This is a genomic window from Candidatus Peregrinibacteria bacterium, from assembly GCA_016220175.1.
Classification (GTDB): Bacteria; Patescibacteriota; Gracilibacteria; order CAIRYL01; family CAIRYL01; genus JACRHZ01.
In genome coordinates, this window is record JACRHZ010000063.1 from 1 (window position 1) to 25,080 (window position 25,080).

At 40.2% G+C, this 25,080-nt stretch carries 22 protein-coding genes and 2 tRNA genes; 15 read left to right on the top strand and 9 right to left on the bottom strand.

Annotated features, from left to right (window positions below; genetic code table 11):
- Positions 1-221: 221 nt before the first annotated feature.
- Positions 222-296, top strand: a tRNA-Arg gene (locus HZA38_05190).
- Here HZA38_05190 and typA read toward each other — a convergent pair.
- Positions 297-2,096, bottom strand: coding sequence for a translational GTPase TypA (typA, locus tag HZA38_05195; GenBank protein MBI5414878.1), 1,800 nt, complete (start codon positions 2,094-2,096; stop codon positions 297-299). It abuts the tRNA gene before it with no gap.
- A gap of 145 nt (positions 2,097-2,241) precedes the next feature.
- On the opposite strand from typA, the gene HZA38_05200 reads away from it, so the two are divergent.
- Both HZA38_05200 and HZA38_05205 read left to right on the top strand, forming a co-directional pair.
- Positions 2,242-3,546, top strand: coding sequence for a phosphoribosylamine--glycine ligase (locus tag HZA38_05200; protein MBI5414879.1), 1,305 nt, complete (start codon positions 2,242-2,244; stop codon positions 3,544-3,546).
- 86 nt (positions 3,547-3,632) lie between these two features.
- Complete coding sequence (locus tag HZA38_05205; GenBank protein ID MBI5414880.1) at positions 3,633-3,911, top strand: DUF378 domain-containing protein; 279 nt, start codon at positions 3,633-3,635, stop codon at positions 3,909-3,911.
- Between the two features lie 124 nt (positions 3,912-4,035).
- Here HZA38_05205 and gpmA read toward each other — a convergent pair whose 3' ends face one another.
- On the bottom strand, positions 4,036-4,731 hold the full coding sequence (gene gpmA, locus HZA38_05210) for a 2,3-diphosphoglycerate-dependent phosphoglycerate mutase (GenBank protein MBI5414881.1): 696 nt from the start codon (positions 4,729-4,731) through the stop codon (positions 4,036-4,038).
- A gap of 127 nt (positions 4,732-4,858) precedes the next feature.
- On the opposite strand from gpmA, the gene HZA38_05215 reads away from it, so the two are divergent.
- The 11 genes from HZA38_05215 to HZA38_05265 all read left to right on the top strand — a co-directional run bounded on the left by HZA38_05215 (position 4,859) and on the right by HZA38_05265 (position 13,894).
- Positions 4,859-5,125, top strand: coding sequence for a type II toxin-antitoxin system Phd/YefM family antitoxin (locus HZA38_05215; protein ID MBI5414882.1), 267 nt, complete (start codon positions 4,859-4,861; stop codon positions 5,123-5,125).
- A gap of 5 nt (positions 5,126-5,130) precedes the next feature.
- Positions 5,131-5,385 (top strand): type II toxin-antitoxin system RelE/ParE family toxin, encoded by a 255-nt coding sequence (locus HZA38_05220; GenBank protein MBI5414883.1) that lies wholly within the window; start codon positions 5,131-5,133, stop codon positions 5,383-5,385.
- 245 nt (positions 5,386-5,630) lie between these two features.
- The gene (locus tag HZA38_05225) at positions 5,631-5,936 is read left to right on the top strand and encodes a helix-turn-helix domain-containing protein (GenBank protein MBI5414884.1); all 306 of its coding nucleotides are present in this window, start codon (positions 5,631-5,633) and stop codon (positions 5,934-5,936) included.
- 15 nt (positions 5,937-5,951) lie between these two features.
- On the top strand, positions 5,952-7,091 hold the full coding sequence (locus HZA38_05230) for a hypothetical protein (GenBank protein ID MBI5414885.1): 1,140 nt from the start codon (positions 5,952-5,954) through the stop codon (positions 7,089-7,091).
- The gene (locus HZA38_05235; GenBank protein ID MBI5414886.1) at positions 7,088-7,777 is read left to right on the top strand and encodes an aspartate/glutamate racemase family protein; all 690 of its coding nucleotides are present in this window, start codon (positions 7,088-7,090) and stop codon (positions 7,775-7,777) included. Before HZA38_05230 ends, HZA38_05235 begins: the two co-directional genes overlap by 4 nt.
- Positions 7,778-7,889: 112 nt before the next feature.
- The gene (locus HZA38_05240) at positions 7,890-9,638 is read left to right on the top strand and encodes a threonine--tRNA ligase (GenBank protein MBI5414887.1); all 1,749 of its coding nucleotides are present in this window, start codon (positions 7,890-7,892) and stop codon (positions 9,636-9,638) included.
- A 53-nt stretch (positions 9,639-9,691) separates the two neighbouring features.
- The gene (locus HZA38_05245) at positions 9,692-10,138 is read left to right on the top strand and encodes an adenylyltransferase/cytidyltransferase family protein (GenBank protein MBI5414888.1); all 447 of its coding nucleotides are present in this window, start codon (positions 9,692-9,694) and stop codon (positions 10,136-10,138) included.
- Positions 10,139-10,241: 103 nt separating this feature from the next.
- The gene (locus HZA38_05250) at positions 10,242-11,204 is read left to right on the top strand and encodes an FtsX-like permease family protein (GenBank protein ID MBI5414889.1); all 963 of its coding nucleotides are present in this window, start codon (positions 10,242-10,244) and stop codon (positions 11,202-11,204) included.
- A gap of 173 nt (positions 11,205-11,377) precedes the next feature.
- Positions 11,378-12,130: a DNA repair protein RecO gene (gene recO / locus HZA38_05255; protein MBI5414890.1), complete on the top strand. Its 753-nt coding sequence runs from the start codon at positions 11,378-11,380 to the stop codon at positions 12,128-12,130.
- Positions 12,131-12,286: 156 nt separating this feature from the next.
- Complete coding sequence (locus tag HZA38_05260; protein MBI5414891.1) at positions 12,287-13,570, top strand: S1 RNA-binding domain-containing protein; 1,284 nt, start codon at positions 12,287-12,289, stop codon at positions 13,568-13,570.
- A 45-nt stretch (positions 13,571-13,615) separates the two neighbouring features.
- On the top strand, positions 13,616-13,894 hold the full coding sequence (locus tag HZA38_05265) for a YlxR family protein (protein ID MBI5414892.1): 279 nt from the start codon (positions 13,616-13,618) through the stop codon (positions 13,892-13,894).
- Here the strand turns inward: HZA38_05265 and HZA38_05270 are convergent.
- The 7 genes from HZA38_05270 to HZA38_05300 form a co-directional block, all read right to left on the bottom strand.
- Positions 13,886-14,260, bottom strand: a complete 375-nt coding sequence (locus HZA38_05270; protein MBI5414893.1) for a hypothetical protein — start codon at positions 14,258-14,260, stop codon at positions 13,886-13,888. The two genes, HZA38_05265 and HZA38_05270, sit on opposite strands and share 9 nt — an antisense overlap.
- 3 nt (positions 14,261-14,263) lie before the next feature.
- Positions 14,264-14,503: a hypothetical protein gene (locus HZA38_05275; GenBank protein MBI5414894.1), complete on the bottom strand. Its 240-nt coding sequence runs from the start codon at positions 14,501-14,503 to the stop codon at positions 14,264-14,266.
- Between the two features lie 158 nt (positions 14,504-14,661).
- Positions 14,662-14,738, bottom strand: a tRNA-Ala gene (locus HZA38_05280).
- Between the two features lie 63 nt (positions 14,739-14,801).
- A complete protein-coding gene (glmS, locus tag HZA38_05285; GenBank protein MBI5414895.1) occupies positions 14,802-16,586 on the bottom strand; it encodes a glutamine--fructose-6-phosphate transaminase (isomerizing) in 1,785 nt (594 codons plus the stop codon).
- 57 nt (positions 16,587-16,643) lie between these two features.
- Positions 16,644-16,940 (bottom strand): 30S ribosomal protein S20, encoded by a 297-nt coding sequence (gene rpsT, locus HZA38_05290; protein ID MBI5414896.1) that lies wholly within the window; start codon positions 16,938-16,940, stop codon positions 16,644-16,646.
- Positions 16,941-17,030: 90 nt separating this feature from the next.
- Positions 17,031-17,276 (bottom strand): hypothetical protein, encoded by a 246-nt coding sequence (locus HZA38_05295; protein MBI5414897.1) that lies wholly within the window; start codon positions 17,274-17,276, stop codon positions 17,031-17,033.
- 27 nt (positions 17,277-17,303) lie between these two features.
- A complete protein-coding gene (locus HZA38_05300) occupies positions 17,304-23,954 on the bottom strand; it encodes an Ig-like domain-containing protein (GenBank protein MBI5414898.1) in 6,651 nt (2,216 codons plus the stop codon).
- Positions 23,955-24,061: 107 nt separating this feature from the next.
- Between HZA38_05300 and HZA38_05305 the strand changes: the two genes are divergently transcribed.
- Positions 24,062-25,063, top strand: coding sequence for a peptidoglycan bridge formation glycyltransferase FemA/FemB family protein (locus HZA38_05305; GenBank protein MBI5414899.1), 1,002 nt, complete (start codon positions 24,062-24,064; stop codon positions 25,061-25,063).
- Positions 25,064-25,080: the final 17 nt, after the last annotated feature.

Genomic DNA, 25,080 nt, shown 5'->3' on the forward strand with positions numbered 1-25,080 from the left:
CCCTATTGTACTCTTTCCAATTTGCGATACGATATCTCTGTCTAAGTGAGGATTTCTTTTTCATTTTGAAAGAGGTTATTGTTCCTCCTCATCTTAGACATACTCCTATTCCCGTACAATTTATTTGTGCAACAAAGCCTAATCCAATTACGAATTATACGATTAATTCAATTCATATACTCTTGTATGAGAAATAACATTCGTAATTCGTGATTGACTCTGCTCCCGTAGTTCAACGGATAGAATAAGACACTCCTAACGTCTTGATACAGGTTCAATTCCTGTCGGGGGCACCATTATTTCTCCCTATTCCTTTTCCGTTCTATTTCTGTAAGCCATTTTTTTCGAAGTCGGATATTTTTTGGCGTCACCTCCACGTATTCATCTTCTTTGATATATTCCATAGCTTTTTCTAATGTCATTTCTATTGGTGGTGTTAACACAATGGCTTCGTCTGTACCAGAAGCTCGAACGTTCGTCAATTTTTTCCCCTTAATCGCATTCACGGTGAGATCATTTCCCTGGTTATGTTCACCAAGAATCATTCCTTCATATATTTTTGTTGTTGGATGAATAAAAATTGCGCCTCGTTCCTGTAAATTCCAGAGAGCATACGCTGTGGCATTGCCAGTTTCTGCCGAAATAAGAGATCCCACTTGGCGTTTTTGAATTGGGCCAACATGTGGAGCAAAATGTGAAAATGAACTGTAAAGAGTTCCCTCTCCCCTGGTGAGAATAATGAAATTTGAACGAATACCGAGTATTCCACGTGCAGGAATTAAAAATTCAAGAGTGGTGAGCCCATTCTCTGTCTGAAGGTTGACCATTTCGCCCTTTCGTTGGGACATGAGTTCAATTATTTTTCCTCCAATTTCTTCAGGAACGTTAATAACAACGTTTTCCATAGGTTCGAGTATTTGACCATTTTTTTCCTGAAATACCACTTCCGGCTGAGACACTTGTAATTCAAAGCCTTCTCGTCGCATGCACTCAATAAGGACAGAAAGATGCATTTCGCCTCTCCCGAGAACTTTTACGTGATCGGCATTTTCAGAAAATTCAATTTTGAGTCCCACATTCGTTTCCAATTCTTTTTCAAGTCGGGCACGAATTTGGCGGCTGGTCACAAACTTTCCCTCAGTGCCGGCAAACGGCGAATCGTTCACCATGAAATACATCGCGAGTGAAGGCGGATCAACACGAATAGCAGGAAGCGGTTTTATGGTATCGTTTCCAGCAATAGTTTCTCCCACATAAATATCAGCAATTCCGGCAATCGCCACAACATCTCCTGCTGAAACTTCAGATACTTCAATTCTTTTAAGCCCCTGGAATGTAAATATCTTTGTTGCACGTCCATTTCGTTTTTTCCCGTCAGGGGAAAGCACTACTACGGCTTGGTTTGTAGAGAGCATTCCTTCGTGGACACGTCCGATAGCAAGTCGTCCCAAAAAATTATCATACGCAAGTGTTGCTGGTTGCATGCGAAAAACCGCATTTATGTTTTGCGGAGCAGCAGGAACATGTTCGAGAATGAATTCGAGAAGTGGCGTAATATCTTTCCTTTCATCAAGAAGATCCAGAATGGCAATTCCTTCTCGCGCAATTGCATACATGTAGGGAAAATCAAGTTGCTCTGGGCTTGCGCCAAGTTTCACAAAGAGATCAAATACCTGATCAATCACCCAATTTGGCCTCGCGCTTGATTTATCGATTTTATTCACCACTACCAAAACCTTTTTTTTGAGTGCAAGGGATTTTTGCAATACAAACTTTGTCTGAGGCATGGGTCCCTCAAAAGCGTCAACCACGAGAATAGTGGCATCTACAGTACTCAGAATACGTTCCACCTCACTTCCAAAATCAGCATGTCCAGGCGTATCAACAATATTTATTTTTGTATCTTTATATGTAATAGCAGCATTTTTCGAATAAATCGTAATACCTCTTTCTTTTTCGAGTTCGTTACTGTCCATAACACATTTTTCTACATGTTCATAGGCAGCGAATGCTCCGCCAGCTTTGAGGAGCGCATCCACAAGCGTGGTTTTTCCATGATCTACGTGCGCGATGATAGCGATATTTCGAATATCCATTTTTGTCCTCAAAGTAAGCTGACAGTTTATACCGAATTTAAACGGGAAAGTCAAAAGAAGCACGTCATAAAGGTTGCCAAAAGAATCTATTTACTTTTTTTCTATTTGGAATATAAATTGGACGTATATTTTTTCCCCCAAAAAAATGCCTCCCGGTGCCATCTCTCCCAAGAATTTTTTATTTATTTCTTATGGAGGGCTTGCAGGAGATTTGGCGTGGCAGATTATCAAAGAAGGTCATAACGTGAAATCGTACATACGAGATAAAGAAGAAAGGGAAGTTGCGAACGGTTTTGTTCCAAAAGTATCAGAGTGGCGTTCGGAAATTCCTTGGGCGGATGTTATTATTTTTGATGATGTTTTGGGACTTGGAAAAGTAGCCGACAAATTGAGGAAACAGGGAAAATATGTTGTTGGTGGGACTCAATATACTGATGAACTTGAGGATAACAGAACATTTGGACAGGAAGAACTAAAAAAATATGGGATTCCTATTATTCCGTATCAGGATTTCTCCTCGTTTGATGATGCGATTCTATTTGTGAGAAAACATCCCGCAAAATATGTTATTAAACCAAGTGGAGAAGTCGCAAAAGGCTTTCTTTTTGTTGGAGAAGAAGAAGATGGGCGTGATGTGCTTCAAGTTTTAAACGACTATAAAAATGCATGGGGAAAAAAAGGTCCCAGATTTCAGCTTCAAAAAAGAATAAATGGCGTTGAAATTGCCATTGGTGCGTTTTTTAACGGAAAAGAATTTATCTATCCGATTAATGTAAATTTTGAGCATAAAAAACTTTTTCCGGGAAATCTCGGTCCTTCTACTGGTGAAATGGGAACTACTATGTTTTGGTCTGGTCCCAACAAAATTTTTAATCTCACTCTCAAAAAAATCGAAGGAAAACTTGCGGAAGTAGGGTATGTTGGATATATCGATATAAACTGTATGGTGAATGGACAGGGAATTTATCCGCTTGAGTGGACATCGCGTTTTGGGTATCCCACGATTAGTATTCAGCAGGAAGGAATGATAACACCAATTGGGCAGTTCTTATTCGAACTTGCTTCTGGGAAAGAACCAGTTTTAAAAACAAAAATCGGATTTCAAATTGGTGTACGCATTGTTGTCCCTCCTTTTCCATTTCGTGCCGAACAAACTTTTCAAGTGATGTCAAAAGATTCGATTGTGTATTTTAAAAAACCAACAGTGACCGATGGGATTCATATTGAGGATGTAAAACTCGTGAATGGGGAATGGGTAGTGACTGGTTCTTCAGGAGTTGTGCTCATCGTTTGCGGCACGGGACAAACCATGAAACAGGCCCAAGAACAAGCATATTCTCGAATAAAAAGTATCAGTATTCCGCACATGTATTATCGAAAAGATATCGGTGACAGATGGTATGAGGATTCTGATAGGCTTCACGCATGGGGATATCTCAGGGAAATGTAATATTAGCGCTCATTTTCGCGAAAAAGGGTGGATTTTTTTTTGGTGAATGCTACACTGTCTTCACTTTCTATCTTTCTCTTTTTTCTATGAAATGCAAAAAATGTCCATTGTGTTGTACATTAGCGACTATCGTTATTATTGGTGGTCTCAATTGGGGGCTGGTAGCGCTTGGATATTTCCTGGGAACGAACGCAAATATTGTAAATCTTGTTTTTGCAAACTCACCGCTCGTTGAAAATATAGTCTATGCAGTTGTTGGAGTTGCTGCAATCATGAAAGTTATTACCTATTTTTTCTGTCCGTGCAGCAAATGTTGCCAAGATGGAAAAGAAGGAGAAGAGGGCGGAAGCTGCTGCCGAAAATAAATGCTGGATCATAGTTCGTCACTCACAAAAAAGGGTCGCACAATGTGTCGGCTCTTTTTTGTGATGCAAAAACAGAAATATGTTTACGTGAAGGTACGTAGAGACGTAGCATGCTACGTCTCTACTACGATTCAATATAAAATTTTTCGAGAACCTTCAGATTTTCATCAAGTTTATAAATCAAAGGAACACCGGTGGGAATTTCTACTTTTGGAATTTCTTCATCGGAAATATGTTCAAGATATTTCACGAGTGCTCTCAAACTGTTGCCATGCGCTGCGACAATAATCTTTTTTCCACCGGTAATGCTGGGAATGAGAACATCTTCAATAAATGGCATCATGCGCAAAACCGTGTCTTTGAGGCTCTCTGTCGCAGGGAGATCCTTCGGCGAAAGGTCCTTGTATTTTGGATCAAATTTTGGATGGCGAGGATCATTTTCATCAAGTGCTGGAGGTCGTATATCATAACTTCTGCGCCAAATTTGCACTTGTTCTTCTCCATATTTTTTTCGCATTTCATCTTTATTGATCCCCTGCAGAGCTCCATAGTGTCTTTCATTGAGTCTCCAGTGTTTTTCGATTGGAAGTGAAATCTTCATCTTGTTGAGAATGATTTCAAGCGTATCGTTTGCCCGTTTCAAAACTGAAGTATAGCCGAGATCGAATTCATATCTGTGTTTTTTCAGGAATTCACCAGCTTTTTCTGCTTCCTTTTTTCCTTGTTCGCTGAGACCGATGTCAGTCCATCCTGTAAACCGGTTTTCTTTATTCCATTCACTTTGACCGTGGCGGAGGAGAACAAGGTAGTAAGTTTTCATGAAAACAGCATTAATGTCGATCAATTTCGATTATAAATAAAGTATAGGAATTTTGCACCCATAAAAATTCTTCTTGAATATATATAATATGTACGCTAAAATGTACATATATAATCTTTCTTTATATATGCATACCACTATTCCCGCAACAGATGCTCGAAAAATATTTTTTCAAATTATCAAAAAAAGTTCTAAACTTGGTTCACCGGTGACCATCACCGTTGATGGAGAGCCGAAGGTAGTAATGATTTCTGCCGAAGAATTTGAGGGATGGAAGGAAACTCTCGAAATACTCGCGGATAAAAAACTCATGAAAGGTATTGAAGAAGGACTCAGAGATTTGCAAGCAAAAAAGACATACACTCATGAAGAAGTGAAAAATATGTTTTTATAAGAGGCATGAAATATTCAATTCTCTATTCTGCAAAAGCAGTACGAAGCTTGAAAAAAATTCCAAAAAACTGGCGAGAGAGAATTCTCGAAGCCATAGAAGAACTTTCTGAAAGTCCTTTTCTTGGAAAGAAGCTCAAAGGACCTCTTTCGGCAATGTATTCCCTTCGCCTGTGGCCGTACAGAATTCTCTACGTGATTCGGAAAAAAGAAGTCCAAATCGAAATTGTTGATGTGGACCATCGACAAAAGATATATGGATAAATTTCTCCACGCCTTATAAGTACACCATTATTGACTTTTGTCAAGAAACGTCTAAGATGCCAATATCGTAATGCAAAAAAATAATGTTCAGTTCCGAAAAATTTCTCAAGGCAATATCTTTAGTTTCTACAACTACGACCACAACACGAAAAGTGTGGAGGTAGCGCGTATGTAAATTTTAAAAACAAGCGAACTCCACACTCATCTTAAGGTGGAGTTTTTTTATATGTTTCAATTTTTTCACAATGAATGAATACATGAGCATCAGAGGCCAATTCTGTCCGAATAAAAAATGTAAATTTTATCAGATTTCATCGAATCGAAATGTCGTTATTCATTCTCAAAAAGAACACCGATTCCAATGTTCGAAATGTCAAAAAACTTGGGTCGCGCATAAAGATCAAATTTATTTTCGTCTCCGAAGTCCAAAAGAAAAAATTGATCTGGCTCTCATGCTTTTCGAATCTGGGAAAAGTGTGAGAGAAATTGCGAGAGAAGTGAAAGTGAGTCCGAGTACGGTACAGAGGTGGAAATGCATTTCTTGTTCTTAATATTTTTGTGTTTATATGCATTTAAAAATAGATTCATCTTTGGTTATAGACAATCTTCAAAGTGCTCGAGAACGCAAGGATTTACGAAAATTATTTTCTTCTCTTCCGAAAAACATTGGGCGTGTTGGAAATACAAATATTCCCTTGGAAGAATGGATGCATTGCAATACTGAAGATACCGAACAGGGAGATAAAAGATCGGGGGCGATATTAAAAGCAATATTAGCACCTGATGTTGAAAAGCCTGTGATTCAGGGAGAAAATCAGCCTCTCATCTTTGGTGCCAGATCAATTCATGGATTGCTTAAAAATGCTCTCACGGAGCGCATCTGCATGAATGTGGGAATGAGCGCAGGAAGTCAAATTTCTCCAATGCTTCCCGCATATTTAGAATTAGGCATACAAAGATTGAAGGAGTTGAAAGCTATTGTGCAAGACGTACATCTCAGATTTTTCAGTACGGCTTCACTTTCACCACATTTAAATGGAGCTGATCCTGAACAAGTAGCGAGAATTCAACGTGCACAGCATTCTTTGATTGGAGCGTATCTTGAACATTTTCATTCTGAGCTTTTTCCATATATTAACTATTCTGATATTCAACAAGGAGTTCCTTTATTGTCCAAATCAGCACTTCAGGATCGCATTGATGCAATACGGAAAGATGTTTCTGGAGAAATCCTGAAAAAATTAGAATCATGTGGTAACCATCATGGTGATGAGGTAGGGCAGAAAAATGCCTTGGCATATGCCGCGTATCATCCTCAACCCAGCTTATTTGCTGATGAGTCTAATGGGAGAAATATTATTTCCGTTGGTGGTCCAGGGGAAGCCCTGTTTAACGAAGTACGCTTTCTTCCTCAATTTCAGAGGGCAGATCCAAATGTTGCGATTGTCGTTCCTCCAGGACTTATTAGCAGAACGCCTCCATATTTAGAGATACCAAATGGTCTATCTATGTCTGAATTTTTGGAGGGAAGTGATCGAGTTTTTGCCCTTCTCAAATCTCCAAAGGAAAATAAGCATCTTTTCCAAATTCCTGGAGCTCGTGATCTCCTTCATATCGCTAAGTGTCTTTCTGGACGACAAGATCTCATAAGAGGACTAGAAATGCTCAGGTCTTTTTATGAAGAAACTTTTTCTCATATCCCATGAAAAAAATTGGATTAATTGGAGGTGTTGGATGGCCTTCCACAATTGATTATTATCGAATAATTAATCAAGAGGCGAATAAAAAATTTGGGAATCTTTGTTCTCCAGAAATTTTGATTTACAGTCTCAATTTTGAACCATTAATGCGTCTTCAATATCAAGGCAAATGGGAAGAAAGTGCCCAAGTATTAATACAAGCGGCACAAAGTCTTGAAAAAGCGGGAGCAGATTGTGTATTAATTTGCTCAGTCACCACAAATATACCTTCAAAACGGGTTCAAGAAAAAATTTCTATTCCACTTTTGAGCATTATCACCCCATGCGCAAGAATTATTCAAAAAATGGGATTAAAAACAGTTGGTTTACTCGGAACAAAAGCAACAATGGGACATAGTTTTTTTCGAGATGGTCTCTCCAAGTTTGGAATTTCTGTAATAACTCCTGATGAATCTGAGAGAAATGTAATTCATAAAGTTATCTATAATGAACTTTGCAAGAATGAGATAAAAAGTGAATCAAGAGAAAAATATCTTAAGATAATTAATGCCTTAGTCTCGGTTGGTGCTGAAGGAGTTATTTTAGGCTGTACAGAGATCCCGTTACTTATATCCTCAGCTGACGTGAATATTCCTAGTTTTGATATCACTCATCTTCATGCGCTTGAAGCTTTCAATTTCGCTATAGAATAATCTTAAAGCCTTGAAAAATAAGGGCTGAAAATTTTCAGCCCTTATTCCCAAAATCCCAATTTCTATTTTCCTCTGAACTCGCTACAATCTTTCCGAATTTAATTCACCAATCATGTCCGCAAACGATCTCGAAATTCGCCGAAAACATTCCGCATCGCACATTATGACCGCGGCAGTGAAAATGATCTATCCCAACGTAAAGCTTGGCGTTGGACCGTGGACCGATGAGGGATTTTATCAAGATTTTGATCTCGGAGACGTCAAAATTTCCGAAGCAGATTTTAAAGAAATTGAGAAAAAAATGCGCTGGATTGTGAATAAAAATTTCCCGATTGTTCGCCATGAAACTGATTTTGAAACTGCACAGAAAATTTTTGAGGATGACCCGTATAAACAAGAACTCATGAAAGATCTCAAAGAAAAAGGCGAAACTGTCTATTCTTTTTATAATTTTGAAACGAATGCGGAAAAACCATTTTATATCGATTTTTGTGCTGGTCCGCACTTGAATTCCACGGGAGAACTCGGAGTATTTAAACTCATGAGTGTTGCTGGTTCGTACTGGCGAGGAGATGAAAAAAGACCGATGCTCACGAGAATTTATGGAATCGCCTTTGCGACCAAAGAAGAGTTAGAAAAATATGAAAAAATGATCGAAGAAGCGAAAAAACGAGATCATCGAAAGCTCGGGAAAGAGCTCGAACTTTTTGCTTTTGATGATGAAATTGGTCCGGGCCTTCCGCTCTGGCTTCCGAATGGAGCGATCATTGTGGAAGAACTCGAAATTCTCGCGAAAGAAATGGAAGAAAAGTATGGATACAAACGCGTTCGAACTCCGCATATCGCGAAAGAAGCTTTGTATCTCCGCTCAGGACATCTTCCGTATTACGCGGCATCCATGTTCCCGCCGATGGAAATGGATGAAGAAAAATATTATCTCAAGGCGATGAATTGCCCGCACCATCATAAAATTTACGCGGCGACATCAAAAAGTTATCGAGATCTTCCGCTCAGACTCGCGGAATATGGACATTGCTATCGCTACGAAGATTCCGGAGCGCTCTTTGGACTCATGCGAGTTCGTTCGCTCTGTATGAATGATGCCCATCTCTATTGTACCGAAGAACAGTTTGAAGAAGAATTCACCAAAGTTATTGAAATGTATTTGTATTACTTCAAATTGTTTGGAATTGAAAAATATGAAATGCAGCTTTCAAAACATTCCAAAGAAGGACTGGGAAAAAAATATGTTGATGAGCCAGAACTCTGGATAAAAACAGAAGATCTCGTTCGAAAAGCTCTGACAAATGCAAAAGTGCCTTTTGTGGAAGCCGAGGATGAAGCAGCATTCTACGGTCCAAAAATTGACGTCCAGATTTGGTCAGTGATCGGTCGAGAATTTACCCTCGCCACGAATCAGCTCGATTTCGCCGTTCCAAAAAGATTCAATCTCACGTATATCGATCGAGATGGGTCTGAAAAAACTCCGATTTGCATCCATCGCGCACCACTCAGCACTCACGAACGCATGATCGGATTTCTCATTGAACATTATGCTGGGGCTTTTCCTGCCTGGCTTGCTCCTGTGCAATGCGCGATTTTGCCAATTGCGGAAGCACATGAAAAATACGCGAAAGAAATTTATGAAAAAATTCGTGAATTTGGCGGAAGAGTTGAAATTTATGAATCCAGTGAAAGTCTCGGAAAACGTATTCGAGAGGCTCAGACGCAAAAGATTCCGTTTACGCTCGTTTTGGGAGATAAGGAAAAGGAAGAAGGAATGGTGACAGTTCGAAAATATGGAGAGGAAAAACAGGAAAAAATGAAGGTTGAAGAATTATTGCCCCTTTTGAAACGGTGAATCAATTCGTAGAGACGCGATTAATCGCGTCTCTACATTATCGTAATTTTCCCATGACCGAAAAAATTCCACAGATTCCTCCAAAAAAATCAGGAAAAATTCGTGTCCTCGCATTTGGAGCCTTCGATATTATTCATCCGGGGCATATTGATTTTTTGAAAAATGCAAAAAAACTCGGAGATGAACTTTTTATCATTGTCGGAAAAGATGTCACGATCGAAAAACATAAAGGAAAAAAACCATCGTTTTCGGAAGAAGAACGAAGAGCGCAAGTTCAGAGTTTACATATCGCCGATGGAGTTTTTGTCGGCTTTGAAGACGATTATCTCAAACTTCCGCTCATGATTTCTCCGGATATCATTGCCTTAGGATATGATCAAAATGCGCCCATGAAACTTTTGGCAGAATATTTTCCTACAGCAAAAATCACTCGACTTTCTCCCCATTTTCCAGAACAATTTAAATCGTCAAAATTCAGGAGTATATTTCCAAGCAGTTAATTTCATAATGAATAAAAAGAACTCCTTATCGAATTCAAAATTCAGCCATTCGGCTCTGAGGAGCCTCAGACTCTCGAAGAGAATTTAAAATTCAAAATTTTCTATGAACTCCCTTCTTCTCAAACGATCACTTTTGGAATTTACAAAAACTCTTTGGAGAAATCGATGGATCACCATGGGAACTGTTATTTCTATGGCGTTGGTCTTTTTTCTGACGTGGATGGTGCTCTCGCTTGGCGATTCTTCTCAGCGGATTGTTGACCGTGTGGAGAAAAAAGTAGACATAGGAGTTTTTTTCCAGCAGGATGTTCCCTCTTTTCAAATTGAAGGATTTCTTACAGAACTTGAGCGAATGAAAGAAGATGGAAAAATACAAAAATATGAGTTTTTCTCCAAGGAACGGGCGCTGGAACAGATGAAAGAAAAATATCCGGAAAAAGTACGATTTCTTGAGCGGTATAAATTTAAAAATCCGCTTCAGGACTCTGTTGAAATTGTTCCCGGAAGTATGGGATCAGATGAGATTTTTGCATTTTTGGAGGACGATCGATTTAAAACCGTAGTAGACTATGAATTTTTCGATACCTATCAGCAAAAAAAAGAAGAAGTAAATCGTATTCTTCATCTTCTTTCTTTCTCTCGAAGCGGAGGAGTTTTCCTCGTCTTTGTGTTTTCGGGCATTCTTATTTTTCTCATTGCTTATTTTGTGACCTCCATTTTAAGTCAAAAGAAAAAAGAAATTTTTATTATGCGCCTTGTTGGTGCATCGCACGCATTCATTCGTCTCCCATTCATCTTAGAAGGCATTACGCTCTCACTTCTGGCGTTCCTCATAAGTTATGTGATGTTTGATGTTTTCATAAATCTTGTTGCTCCGACTGCCATTCATTTCTTCCCTTCTTCTTCCGACCAAATTTTCATGGGAACACTTATTTTCGAAACACAGGATTATTTTCATGGGATGTTTTTCATCGCCCTACTTTCGCTTTTTATCACCTCTGGGATTATCGCTTTTATAAGGGTAGAAAGATTCATCAGTAAGAGGCATCTCCTCGCATCTGATTGATATAGAAAAAGGTGCATCTTTTCTTTTTTATACCACTTCGCTTTAGGAATATCACTTTTCAATACTCCGAAGTTTTCGAAACTATGCCCCAGTGGACACAAAGCTTCGTGGTATAATACTCAGAGTTAAGTGTTTTTTCGAAAACGAAGGAGTATTACTTTCTCTCATTCTGTATGCGAGAAATTTCTCATCGGGGAATTGTTTGGTCGCTAAAACCGTATAAAGAAAAGGATGCGCTCATCACAATTCTTACTGAAGAAGAGGGGAAAATACGCCTTATTGCTAAGGGATTACGCGGAGCAAAAAGCACAAGGAAAGGCGCTATTCAGCTCTTTAGTTGTATTCGTTTTACGAGAACCACCCCAAAAGGACATCAGGGAATTTCAACTCTTCTTCGGTCGGAATTGGAGTTCTCACTCAAAAATTCAGATCCGGTTGTTTTGACAGAGCTCGTGCTTCTCGGAGAAATTTGCGGAAGATTTCTGGTTGATGGGCTCGTAATTCCGGGAGTTTTTTCGTTATGGAGGGATCTTTTGGAGATTCAATTTCAAAAACCGCGCGAAGAGATTTGCGGATTTCTCGTTCAATTTTTTACAAAGCTCGGGTTTTTTCCTGAATTTCAAAAATGTTCTCGGTGTTCCCAAAAATTCTCTGAAGAGAAACAGATTGTATGGGTGAACAAAGAGGGGATTTTCTGTTGCCCCCATGATCCACATGAAATGCACAATTCTCTCCAAAAAAAGATGACATTCGCGCAGCTTAAAAGTTTGTATTTTTTTCAAAATACAATTCCGAGAAATTTTTCTCTTTTACATCCATCGCTTACAGAATCTAAGGCTCTCCTTCGTCTCATTTTTTCCGAAATTTCAGCTTTTTCAGACAAACCCTTTGCATCGAAGAAGGTTTTGGAGGAAGTGATAGATTAGGGAAAAAACCCTTGGGTTGCTTTAAACTCCTTTTTCCTTGCATTTCCCGCGGTAATTCCGTAGAATCTGCACACTTTTCTGGGACTCATCTAGCTGCGAGGGTGAGCGGATCCAAAAAAGGTATTTCTTCTTTTTTCCGCAGCGACCCCAATTTTTATGTCTGATGACACTACATTTTCCATGGAGGAACTTCTCAAAAATTCTCCTTCATTTGTTTCTGTTGACCCTGGAAGCGTTATTTCTGGACGAGTAATTGGAAAAGAACACGGTCGAATCCTTGTGGATATCGGCGGTGTTGTGACGGGAATTGTTTCAGGAAGAGAGCTTACCGATACTTTCTCCACTGCGAAAAAGGTAAAAGTAGGCGACGAAATTTCAGTATTTGTGCTTGAAGATGAAGGACCGGATGGAATGGTCGTTTTGTCCTTGAGGAAAGCTTCTCAAATGAAGGCGTGGGAATACTTCCAAAAGATTAAAGACGAAGGAGGCGTGGTTGAGGTGATTGCGAAAGAGGCGAATAAAGGAGGACTTATGGTGGAAGTCAGTGGAGTGACTGCTTTTCTCCCAGTTTCCCAGCTCGCGCCACACAATTATCCACGTGTTGACGGAGCAAATGCACAGGAAATCCTCACGAAACTTGAAAAGCTCGTAGGGAAGAAATTCACTACAAAAATTATTTTGATCGATCCAGAAATTCGCAAACTCGTTGTTTCCGAAAGGGTTGCTTCATCTGAAATTCGCCAGAAAGAACTTGTCGATTTAAAGGTAGGAGATGTTATTACTGGAGAGGTCAATGGTCTTGTAAAATTCGGAATTTTCGTCACTTTTGGCAACCTTGAAGGACTCGTGCACATTTCAGAACTCACGTGGGCCCACGTCAAAACTCCTACGGAGCTCTTTCGAATGGGCGACCAAGTGAAGGCACAAGTGATCGGAGTAGAAGGCGAAAAAATATCGCTCTCCATTAAACGACTTTTGCCAGATCCTTGGGTGGGGAAAATTACGGCCTACTCTGTTGGGTCCATTCATGATGGAGTTATCAATAAGGTGACAAATTTCGGAGTATTTGTGACGCTTGAAGAAGATGTCAATGGACTCGTCCATACTTCCGAATTTGTGGAAGAAAACGCCGATCCGGAAAAACTGTACAAAGAAGGAAATGAAGTGACGGTAAAAGTTTTGGAAATTTTGAATGATGATCATTCTTTGAGACTGAGCTTTAAAGGCGTGGAAAGCGGAGGAAAGAGAAAAGCCGCCGAGGAACCTGTTCAAAAGGAGGAAGAAAAAACTCCAAAAGTAGAAGCGTCTGGAGATGAAAAAAAAGAAGAAGGCAAGGAGAAAAAAGTCACAAAGAAAAAAGCGGCTCCCAAAAAAGAGAAAGCTTCTGAAGAAAAGCCAAAAAAGCCTTCGAAAAAAGCGTCGTCAAAAAAAGATGAATAGTTAGTATCCAGCCTGTTCTCAAAAATCCGCATTATTTTTCAGAGCATGAGTAAGAAGAGAAACATTGAGCGAATGTGCATTATCACGAGGAAAATTCTTCCAAAAGATCAGCTTTTTCGTATTGCGGCGACAAAAGACGGAAAAATCCTTTTAGATGAAGATGGGAAAACACTTGGGAGGGGAATGTATGTCCAAAAAAATCTAGAAATTATAAAAAATCTCTTCTCTGAAAAAAAACGGGGACTCTGGAACTGGGCGCTAAAGCGTGAACCTTCGGCTGAAGAGAGAGAAGAGATTTTGAGAAAAATTCTTCGCTCAGCTTAAAAATTCTTGATATTCTTTCTTCTCTATATCCCTGAGGATAAAATCTATATTTTTCCGAAGTTCGCGAACGACTTCAGGATTATTCAGCGACATATTCATTCCAAAAATTTTATCTTTTTTGAGTCGAATGAGAACAGGGACCACTTTTTTATTTTCTGTCACGAGAAAGACTATCATTCGACCTTTTGCTTTTCTTCCAATCCGTACTTTAAAAAATCGGTAGCCCTCTAATTTTACAGGATTTCTTATTGGAGTTGCCAAATTTTTGAGAACTTTTCTTGCCCCTTCAAGAATATCATCAAGAGTAAACTGCCGTAATAACGGCTCGAGCTCATGCTTCGCAGTGTATTTTGTGAGAATGAGCATTGTTTATGACAAAAGCTTTGTTAATTTTTTTGCTTTTTCATTGAGCTGCATATCATCAAAAATAATTTCTTCAACCTCTGGTTCTTCTGTTGTCGAAATAAGGTGAAGTGTGATTTCGCCCTCCACAAAGCTCCTCATCGAATACACCAGAAGTGTTTTAAGCGTAATACCTTCTTTTTTCGCTTTTTCCATGGCTTTATTTTTGAGTTCTTCATCGGCAGTGAAAGAGATTTGAGTAATCATAGTGTGTAGTTAAAAACTATTTATAGTATAGTTGGAAAATATGTAATAATCAAGAGCATTAAATCTATTTTCTCCGATAATTCTGGTGGAGCTTCATTGACGAGACTTGAACTGCGATCCAAATGGTGCGACACCATGAGCGAGCGAAGCGAGTCGAATGGTGGAGCATAGGAGACTTGAACTCCTGACCTCTTCCATGCCATGGAAGCGCTCTAGCCAACTGAGCTAATGCCCCCTATTTCACCGTCACTTCACCGTAACGCTTTTTGCCCTTCGACTGGGCTCAGGGCAAAAAGTATCACTTCACAGTGACACTTTTTGCCAAATTCCTCGGCATATCTGGATCAAGTCCTTTCGCGACTGCAAGAGAATAGGCAAAAAGCTGAATAGGAATAAGATTTACAATTGGGGAAGCAACACCACTTTCTGGAACTCGGAACCATTCATCAAACACCTCTTCGTTTTTTGGGCTGACCCCAATAATTTTTGCGCCTCGTGCTCGAAGCTCCATAGCATTCGAGAGAATTTCTTTTCGTGATTCATCATCTCCTACAAGTACCACACACGGTGTTCCTTTTTGAATAAGTGCAATTGGTCCATGTTTTAATTCCCCGCCAGCGAATCCCTCAGCGTGAATGTAAGACACTTCTTGAATCTTAATAGCTGCTTCAAGCGCTAATGGGAAATTCGCCCCTCGCCCGATAATGAAAATATCAGGGGAATTTTTATATCTTTTGGCGGTCTTGGCGATATGTTTTAAATACCGTGGATTCAGAAGATCGTTTATTTTTGAAGCGGTTTCTCCCAAGAGTTTTTGCCCCTCCTCTGTTTTTCCGACCGCAGCATACGCGAGGAGGAGAAGAAGGCTCATTTGGCTTGTTGCAGCCTTTGTAGAGGCTACTGCCTTCTCCACCCCAGCACGAATAAGGAGTGAGGAATCACACATGCGATGAATCGTAGATCCCTGGACATTCACGAGAGCGGAAAGTGTTGATCCTGATTTTCTGCCGACATCAAGCGCTTCAATAACATCAGCAGTTTCTCCGCTTTGAGAGATTGCCATAATAAGGGTCTCTGGTTTCAGAAAATGATGAAATAATCGAAATTCGCTCGCAGGAGTGAAATTAATATGCCTTTTTGCGACACTTGCGAAGAAATATGTTCCAATTTGTGCTATTTTTCCTGCAGTTCCACATCCGATAAAAAATACACCCTTTGCTTTTTGAATGAGTTGCGAAAGAGCTTGAATCTCGGGAAGGTCTTGCTGAACTGCTCGGAGGATGGTCTCCTTCTGCTCGAATATTTCTTTCAGCATATAATGCTCAAAATCTCCTTTTACAGCATCTTCCATCTTCCATTCGATAGTAATGAGCCTTTTTTTAATACTTTTTCCGGTTATGATTGAAAAAAACGACACTTTCTTTTGAGTTATTTCTACCATTTCTCCATCATCAAGGTAATTGACGGTATTGGTAAATGGAAGAAATGCGGGAATATCCGATGCAATAAATGTGGCATCTCGAGAAATTCCAATAATCAGCGGCGCCCCCGATCTCACCGCGATAATGCGGTCTGAATCAATCCCGAAGAGCACAAATGCAAATCGCCCCTCAAATCGCGCAGCAGCTTTTTGAGCAGCTTTTTTGAGGTCCATCCCTAATTTTACATATTCTCCAATAAGCTGAACTGCAACCTCTGTATCCGTTTCTGTAATAAATTGCACCCCTTTTTTTATGAGTTCTTTTTTAATTTCTGTGTAGTTTTCAAGAATTCCATTGTGAATTAATGCAATCTTTTTTGCAGTGTCCCAATGCGGGTGTGCGTTCAAGTTCGTTACCTCTCCGTGAGTTGCCCATCTCGAATGACCGATTGCAAGCGTACTTTTCCCAAAATTCTTGAGATGCGTAACATCGGAAATTTTTCCCGTTTTTTTCTGAACAGCGAGAACATTTCCTTTTTTTGACCGCTTCAATGTTGCTATTCCCCAAGAATCATAGCCGCGATATTCCAGCCTTTTGAGTCCCTCGAGCACAATTTTTGCTGCATCTACTTCTTTGCCGAGATATCCAAAAATTCCGCACATAAAAAAGAAGAAAGCGTTCTCAGTATGGGGAAAATAAATGCGATTGGGAAGAAGAAACTAAGCTTTGAGAGCCTCTTCATCTTTTTTCTTCACCCCACTTTCATTAACGGCTCGAGACACAAGAGATTTTTTTCGAGAAGCGTTATTTTTGTGAATAAGATTCTTTTTTTCCGCCATATCTATTGCTTTTAGTGTCTCAGGAAGAAGGGCAGATGCTTTTTTTGTTTCTCCGCTTTTTGCCAAATTCAAAATGTTTTTCATAAACGAGCGCATTCGCGAAAGAAACTGATGATTCCTCTCTGTTTTCTTCTTTGCTTGTCTTACTCTTTTCATGGCAGATACTATTATCGGCATGTGGGGAAGTGGTGAGAAAATAAAAAGCAAGGGATAGTCTAGGGATTCAGCCCCTTTTTGTCAAAGTCTTTTCGAAGATTTCTCAAGGATTTAGGCTCTTCGGGCTTTGCTTATCTCCTTTCCTGCCTTATAGAGTCCGGTTGTGGTGAGTCCGATAATAAGACCGGACAATATAGCGTCCACCATATCTGTCCCTCCACGATATGCAGAAAAAAGAGAAAAAGCTACCGCAATGGCAATAGCAAATACGGGCGCCCATTTATGGGGAACACCAAAGCTTTTCAGGATTTCAGTAAGACCGGCGGTGATAGCTCCAATTTCTGTAGCAGTGAGCATGGGAGAGGGAGAAAAAAAATAAAAAGGTTACTTATGTGAAGGGAGGACGGAAAATACCTCTCCCTGCGTTCGCCCAAAGACCTCGGGATGATACATTTCTTCAGCTTTTGCCGGAAGATGCTCAAAACTTCCTTCTGTTACCGCCTCGACGTAAAAATTGTATTCATACACTCCTGAAGGGAGAGTTTCTGCGAAGAGTAAAACGGCGTCATCTCGAATTTCTGTATGTTCGAAATAAGAAAGATTATTCCACCAGTACCACGTATCTCCTGATTTGAGCGTGTTTTCATCATTTAAGAGCAGAGATTTGTCGGCCGTTTCGAGGTTAAAATTCACGGCTTCAAGTCCTGCGGGGAGGGCTTCCCGAACAGAGACGAGATATCTTGTCTCTGGTACAAGAAGAGTAAGTTTTCCTCTGAGTCTCTCTCCTTTTTCTGCTGAAAAGACAGGATGTTCCATTTTTGTATCATCTAATTTATAATAATTTCTCATGAGACCAATTCCCTCATTTTTTTCACGTATTTCTTCTGTCGGGAGATAATACTGGAGCAGAATATCATAGAAAAGCTCTCCAATTCCCTTTTTTGAGAAAGTGAGCTCATTCAGTTGAGGATCACGAAGTAAAGAAGGGAAGTCAATATCCGAGAGTATTTTTTCGTCGAAAACATTTTCTTCAGTAAAGCTCTTCTCGAGGAGAGAACTCCCGTTTATCTCCACATTTGCTGCGAAATTTGGATGCAGCACATTCGCTTTTTCGAGATATTCCAGATAGCTGAAGACGGCCCATATTGTATCTTGAGTACTCTCCCAACTTCCCGTACTTCCTCCTCTCGCTTTTGTGAGGAATGATAATATTTTCGGGATAAGCACGTTATTTGTGTCCTCCCTCGCGAAGGTCATAAGTGCGAGCGCGGTGGTTTTTATGGTCGAATCCATGCTCCACGGAGAAGTCTCCCCAGCATCAAATTGAACACCTCGCGGCGTATGTCTTGCTGCTGCTTCGATCTCAAACCGAAGAACTGCTTTTTCTCCATCGGTTTCTTCTAAATTTTGGAGGGCAAGAGAAAGAAGGATTTTTGCAGGAAGAGAAAGGATGCTCCTCTGTTCATACAGAAGATTCTTTGTGGAAATAATATTCTTTTCTCCTGCTTCCGAAAGAACATAGAGAACAAAAGCTTTCGTCTCGGAATCCATCTCAAAAATATCTTGACGCTGTTCCTCATTAAAACTACTGAAGAGTAAAGAACCCATCAAATAATTTTTCAAATTTTCCATACTTTGTGGATCAACATGGACATCTATTTTCCCGAGTTGTTCAAATCCAAAGAGGATATATGCCGAAAGGTAAGGATAGCTTTGAAGAGAACCCTCAAAATATCCGAATCCTCCATCGGAGCGCTGGAGTTTGTATGTCTCTTGAAGTTCTTGCCCTAATATTTTAGTAAAATTTTCTGAGATTTCAGAAGAGGCGCCTGCAGATTTCTTTCCGATCATATTTTCTGCTCGAATAAGAAGCGCTCTAGCGAGTACTCTGCTCATAATTTGTTCTGCTGAGTCGTAAGGATATGCAAGAAGACTTTCTGCTCCGCGAAGAAACATCTGGATGCGACTTGAAGCGAGTGTTACGGTGAGTTTTCCCAAATTTGGAAGCGCTTTTTGTGGAATGCGAAGATATTCTGTAGCGCGATCCAGAGCTATTCCACTTGTTGCCAAATTTTCTCCCAAAATAGGAGCCGTCACCGGAATAAACGTCTCGACTTCATCACGAAGAGATTTATCTTCATTTTGTACAAGGAGAGTGAATTTCATGGGAGGAAAGGTCGCATTCTGCTTTTCATTGGAACCCATGATAGTTCCTGGAAATTCGATGAGTTCTGTGCTGTTCCTTTTTATCGTGAGAGGAAATGTTGTTACCCCCTTCAAAGAAAATCCTTCGGTGTCCAGAAAAACATTTATTTTTTGATCAGTATCACTTTGGTTATAAATCAAGAATGCTGCGGTAAATGTATCCCCTGGAATTCCGAAACGTGGCAATGCCGAAGTGATCATCAGCTGTTTTCGAGAAATAAACGACTTTTTTTCCATACCAAAAGCATTGTCCTTCGTATGCGCTATGACCAAAACTTCCCAGGTAGTGAGGTTGTCTGGAAGACGAAATTCTACCTCTAAAAGTCCATTTTCATCGGTGTGGAGATCGGCTTTCCAAAAAGCGGTATCTCTGAATTCGCCGCGTTTTCTTTTGCTCAGATCTTCTCCAAGGGCGCCTCCTCCACCACCTTTTGCTCCGCCTTGAGCCTTAATATCAAGACGTTCGATAAGATAAATAAGTGTTTGAGCTGTTCTGACTCCCAGAGGACGATTTCCCCAAAAGAAATCAAGAATATCTTCGAGATTTCTCGATTTGAGTGCGAGAAGAGATTTGTCCACGACGGCAATAGAAACATCAGCACTCGTTACATCGCGATTTGTCTTTCGAGTCTCAATAAGAAGCCGCACAGTATCTCCGGGCAAATACGACTCTTTCTCTGTTAGGACGGATATTTTGAGTTCCTTATCTTGGATATTTACAGAAATGGGAACCATACCTATTTTCATTTCGGGACGAGGAAGCGTATTCAAATTGTAAACTCCTCGTCGTACTTCAGGTTCTGTCATGTCCTCATCATCTTTTTGAGGAGGTGTGAAATTTTTGAGATCGTCCGCCAGTTTTTGCTCTTCCGAAGCTGCTTCTTTTTGTTCTTCCTCAGAAAGGTTTGGAAGAAGCTTTTGAATTTCTTTTTCTCTTTCCTCCACTTCGTCTTTTGTCATATTTAGCTTCTCCTCAGTATTTTTCAAATTCTCCTGAGATATTTTCTTTCTCGTTTCAGCTTTTCTGACATCAAGATCAGAAGAGGCTTCCGTGAGAGCTGCAAGTTCCCCTGTGTTTTTTAGAACTTTTGAAGTGAGTTCTGGAATGCGGAATTCCAATTCTTTTTGTAAGATTTTTTTCTCCGAAATTTCAGAGAAAAGTTTCTGAAAAACGGCAAAAAATCCTTTTCCCTTCACAAGAGTGATGCCAATATATGCGTTTGGAAGCATCTCTTCTGTAACAGGAATTTCGAGAAGTTCTCCGCTCTTTACCTCAACAACTTCTGCAGAAAGAATATTTTTCCTCTCAACGGTAAGAAGTGCTTTTACGGGTTTTACAAAAGGAGATTCTACAAGGAGCTTTGCAGTATCTCCTACTTCATAGCTTTTTTTATCAAGAGTAAGCTTAATTCGGTCGTTATTTGATCTTTGCCATGGAATGTAATCATCTGAAGACCGAAAGAGAGTCGCAGCAGATCTTGTTTCTCGCTGAGACGAGTCTTTCCAAGTGGCGATAGCTTTTATGGTTCCGGAATATCGATCATCTCCCTGAGGAATATCAAACGTAATGCCGCCTCTTCCATCTTTTCCAGTTTCAGCATTTTTTTCCTGAAGAAGTATTTTTTCTTCGGTACTATCCCAATAAAAATTTCCATCAATTCCCTCCTTCTGCACAGAATTCCAGATGCTCTGATAGATTTTCACATCAACTTCTTCATTTGGTCGCGGATTTCCCTCGACATCAAGAGTGAAAAGATCAAAAGAGAGATTCATATCCGTAGTGCTGAGGAAGGAATTCTCTGGACGGATACCGACAAAACCATCTGCTTCGAGGAGCATGAAAGTTTCTGCCTTTGAAACATTTCTTTCAGAAGCATCTCTCAGCGTCGCGTATACAGTAACAAGCTGAGCGTCGGTAATATCCCCATTTTCCGCATTGAGATGATCTGGAATCGAAAAAGAAAATTTTCCGTGAGCATCAAGCTTCCCTGTTCCATCAAGAACAACTGTTTCTTCCGGAGAACAAGACCAGTAACAGCCATATTCGTCTGTGGAAAAGGAATACCATTCTCCTTCCTCTGGACCGTAATAAAAATATGGCTCTCGTACAACCAAATACGAAACATCAGCGTTTGGAAGACTTCCGCCAAAAAAGTATTCTGCCGAAATCGTTATCGGAAGTTCTGTGCCGAGGAATGGATGGGCAAGAGAAGTCTTCACTTCCACCTTATACTCTGGCTTTCGATACTCTTCTACGGAAAATGTTCGTGTAAACCATCCCTTATCGCCTAGAGAAGCATTCAGGACATACGTTCCAAGAGAAGCTCCATCTGCAAGGAGAAGTTCTCCGGAAAAAGTCCCCATGTCACTCAGCGTCACATCTTGAGAAAAAATTTCTTTTCCTTCAGGGTCTTCTCCTTGAAGATGTACTACCGTATTTTGAGCGGGAATTTGGAGATTCGCATCATTATCGGATCTTAAAATTCCTTTATAATACACCGTTTGTCCCGGGCGATATATTGGTCTATCAGTATACATATATCCTCTGAAAAACGGATGAATTTGCCAATCCTCAGGAATACCGAACTCCCACGGTGAAATTCCTTCCGACCAATTATTCCCAACAAGAGAGAAGAAGTCTTTTCCCTTTCGTGCAATGATGAAATATTGGCGATAGAGATCATCGGCTGGGAGTTTTCCTTCCCAAATTCCTTGAGCATTCGTGTATCCCGTGTTTATTCTCGTAACGGGATTGTCGTAGCTCCCGCTCAATACTTCGATGGACATATTCTCCACAGGTTTCCCTTCCAAAAAATCAGTAGCCCACACGAGAATTTTTTCATCGGTCCATTTTGCGGTGATTCCAGAATTTACGAGAAGAGCAGTACCGGTGAAAACGTGAGGAGCCTTTTCCCAAGAGTACTGAAACTCTGGGGAAAAGAATTCATATCCGTAGATTCCGCCCGAAAACTCGATCTCATCAGAAATTGAAATTTCATCGACTCGAGTGATATTTTTTTCTCCAGAAATTTCCTTTGTCCACGACCTTGGATTTTTCCCATAGGTATCGCAAAATCCATTTTCAAGTGGCAAAAACTTCAGTTGCATATCGAGAAATTCTTTTTCCGGGATCTCACAAACCGTAACAAATATTTTGGAAATATTCCGGTGTTGCACAAAAAGAGAAACGGGGTCATCTCTTTCAAAAACAGAAGGACCCGAAGTGCGAGCCATATACGAAAGCTGTGATTTATAATCAGTTGTTCGAAATGTTCCCGTCACCTCAGTTGGCAGGAGAGATTCTTTCTCGAGTTCTTGATATTCCTTATCAGAAACGGCATCCAAAATCCCACTTTTGACATCCTCTTTATATGCAGCAATTCTTGCATCTTTTAGCTGAGCATTAAGTGTCCATGCGTACGCCGTCTCTGCCAAAAATGGACCAGAAATTTCGTATTCAAGGATATTCTGTTTAAGAGGAGATACAGGCTTTTGCTCATCTACCAGTGGAACAGAATCATATACTTGGGATACATATAATTTTTTTGGATCAATTTCTGGAGAGAAAGAGATGTGTTTAAGGATTTCATCCGTATCTGTTGGGGTTCTCAGTTGAATACGAAGGCTTTCATGAGGAGCGATACTTCCGCCATTTTGTGGAGAATATGTAACGACTCCGGGGTCTTCCATAGTACGGAATGTGCTCTTTGTGGCTTCTGTACTCATTTTTGTCCCATTAAGACTTTTCACTCCCACATCCACCACAAGAGAAATAGTTTCATTTTTTGCAAAATTTGGTTCAAAACTCACCATCATGGCATTTGGATCGCGCTCGTGATCCCATGTAATTTTAAGTTTTCGCTTCTCGCCACTCGGAAGATCAGGAGAAATAGTGAGATGATCGAAAAATGAATTTTCATTTACTGACTGATTCCAGAGAATACGGACTTTTGTTTTCGGTGAAATAAATGTTGCCGTATCACTCGGTGTGATCGATACTATTTTTGGCTCCTCCGTTTCAAAATGCCACTCTGCCTCATGAATCAGACGTCCTCCATCTGCAGTTGGCGCTTCCTTTTTGAGATGTGCGCGAAAAATATTCCCCAAGGGAAATGTATTTTCATCCGGAATAAATTCTATTGCCGAAGTTCCCAGCCAATGAAACTTGCCCTGAATTTCTGGCTCAAACGTCAAATAGTCAGAAAATCGAGAAAGGGAATCACTCAGATTTTCTTCAGGAGTTTCGAGTGGACGAATCGGGCGATCAAACATGAGGACAATACGTTGGTCCTTTTGAAAGATAGGAAGTTCTTTGGGAAGCTCTTCATCTTTTTTCTGTTCAGCCTCAGAAACCTCTTCAAAAAGTCGATCTCCGCGCTGAGTCTCCTTAATCTGATTCCATTCGTACGGAGAAATTGGCGAAATAAAAGTAATTTGGGGCGGTCCGACAATGAGAAATGTTTGGAAATATGATTTCCCCATTACTTTCCCGAGCCAGCTTTCAGCGCTTCCATCAATGGTTACAGAAATTTGCTCCCCGATTTCAAATGGCTTAGATGGTTCAAAAAAGAGAGTTTTTTGGTTCTCCCAAAAGAATCTCCCCTGCATTTCAGGAGCGAGAGAAAATGCACTCTCTACGCTTTTTGCATTCATCCTTTCTGTGAATTCAAAGCGGAGAAGCGCATTAAAAGAGATTTCCTTGATGCGAGTTTCTTCTTCTCCGCCAAGCACACGAGGAGTGCCGGCAGTGCTCCACAAAAGGACTCCTCCTCCGGTAAGGAGAAGGAGAACTCCAAAAAATCCCCAAAACTTTTTCCCAAAAAATTTCATTACCGTTTCGCAAAAAATCGCTGATAGGTACTCTTACCGTATACTTTTTCTCTCGAAAAAAAAAGGAAATTCTGTCAAAATGGGGAAGAAATTTTGAATTTTGAATTTTGAATTCTAAACTATTTAAGAATCAGCTCTGGCAAAGTGATGAGTGGGAGAAATTTCAGCAGCAGTGCGGGAATGAAACTTTTCGTGTTCATAATGTTTTGGTGATTGTACGAAAAACTGCTTTCCAAAAAGTGTTTTTTGAGATTCCACGGGCATGTGGGGAATGGGGAATGGGGAATGGGGAATGGGAGGAGCTTTGGAATGAGCTTGAGACAAAAGCTCGGGAAAAAGGAGCGGTGTTTACGAGAATATTTCCAGGAACAAGCAGTCAGCAGTCAGCAGTCAGCAGTCAGCAGAAACAATTCATAATTCAGAATTCAGAATTCAAAATTAATACTGAGGTTCCCGAAATCTTCCCTGAACACACGCTCATTATCGATCTCCGAAAATCGGAAGAAGAAATTTTGGCAGATATGAAGCAAAAGGGAAGATATAATATTGGGATTGCAAAGAAGAAAGGCGTGGAAGTTTTTCGAAGTGAAGACGTCGCGAGTTTTTATAAAATTCTTTCCGAAACTCTAGTGCGTGATGAATTTTCAGGACATCCGCAAAAAGTCTATGAAAATATGCTCACGAGTTTTGGTGAAAATGGAGATTTGTTTCTCGCGAGATACGAAGAGAAAATTATCGCTGGGGGAATTTTTCTCATTTCAGATGATGTGATGACGTATTATTACGGCGCATCAGCAAATGAATATCGGAATGTTATGGCTCCATATCTTCTCCAATGGAGAGCAATACAGGAAGCGAAAAAACGCGGATGCACATTTTTCGATTTTCTCGGAATTGCACCAAATACCGTAGAGACGACCAAATTGGGCGTCTCTCTCACGCATAATCATCGAAAGAACCATCGCCTTGCGGGCGTTTCAGAATTTAAAGAAAAATTTGGAGGAATTCGAATAGAGTATTCTCCGGCATTTGAAATTATCCATCGTCTGATGTGGGATAGGGGAATACGAATTCTGAAAAATCTCAGGAGGATACTTTCTGGGAGATAATATTTTTTTGTTTGTAG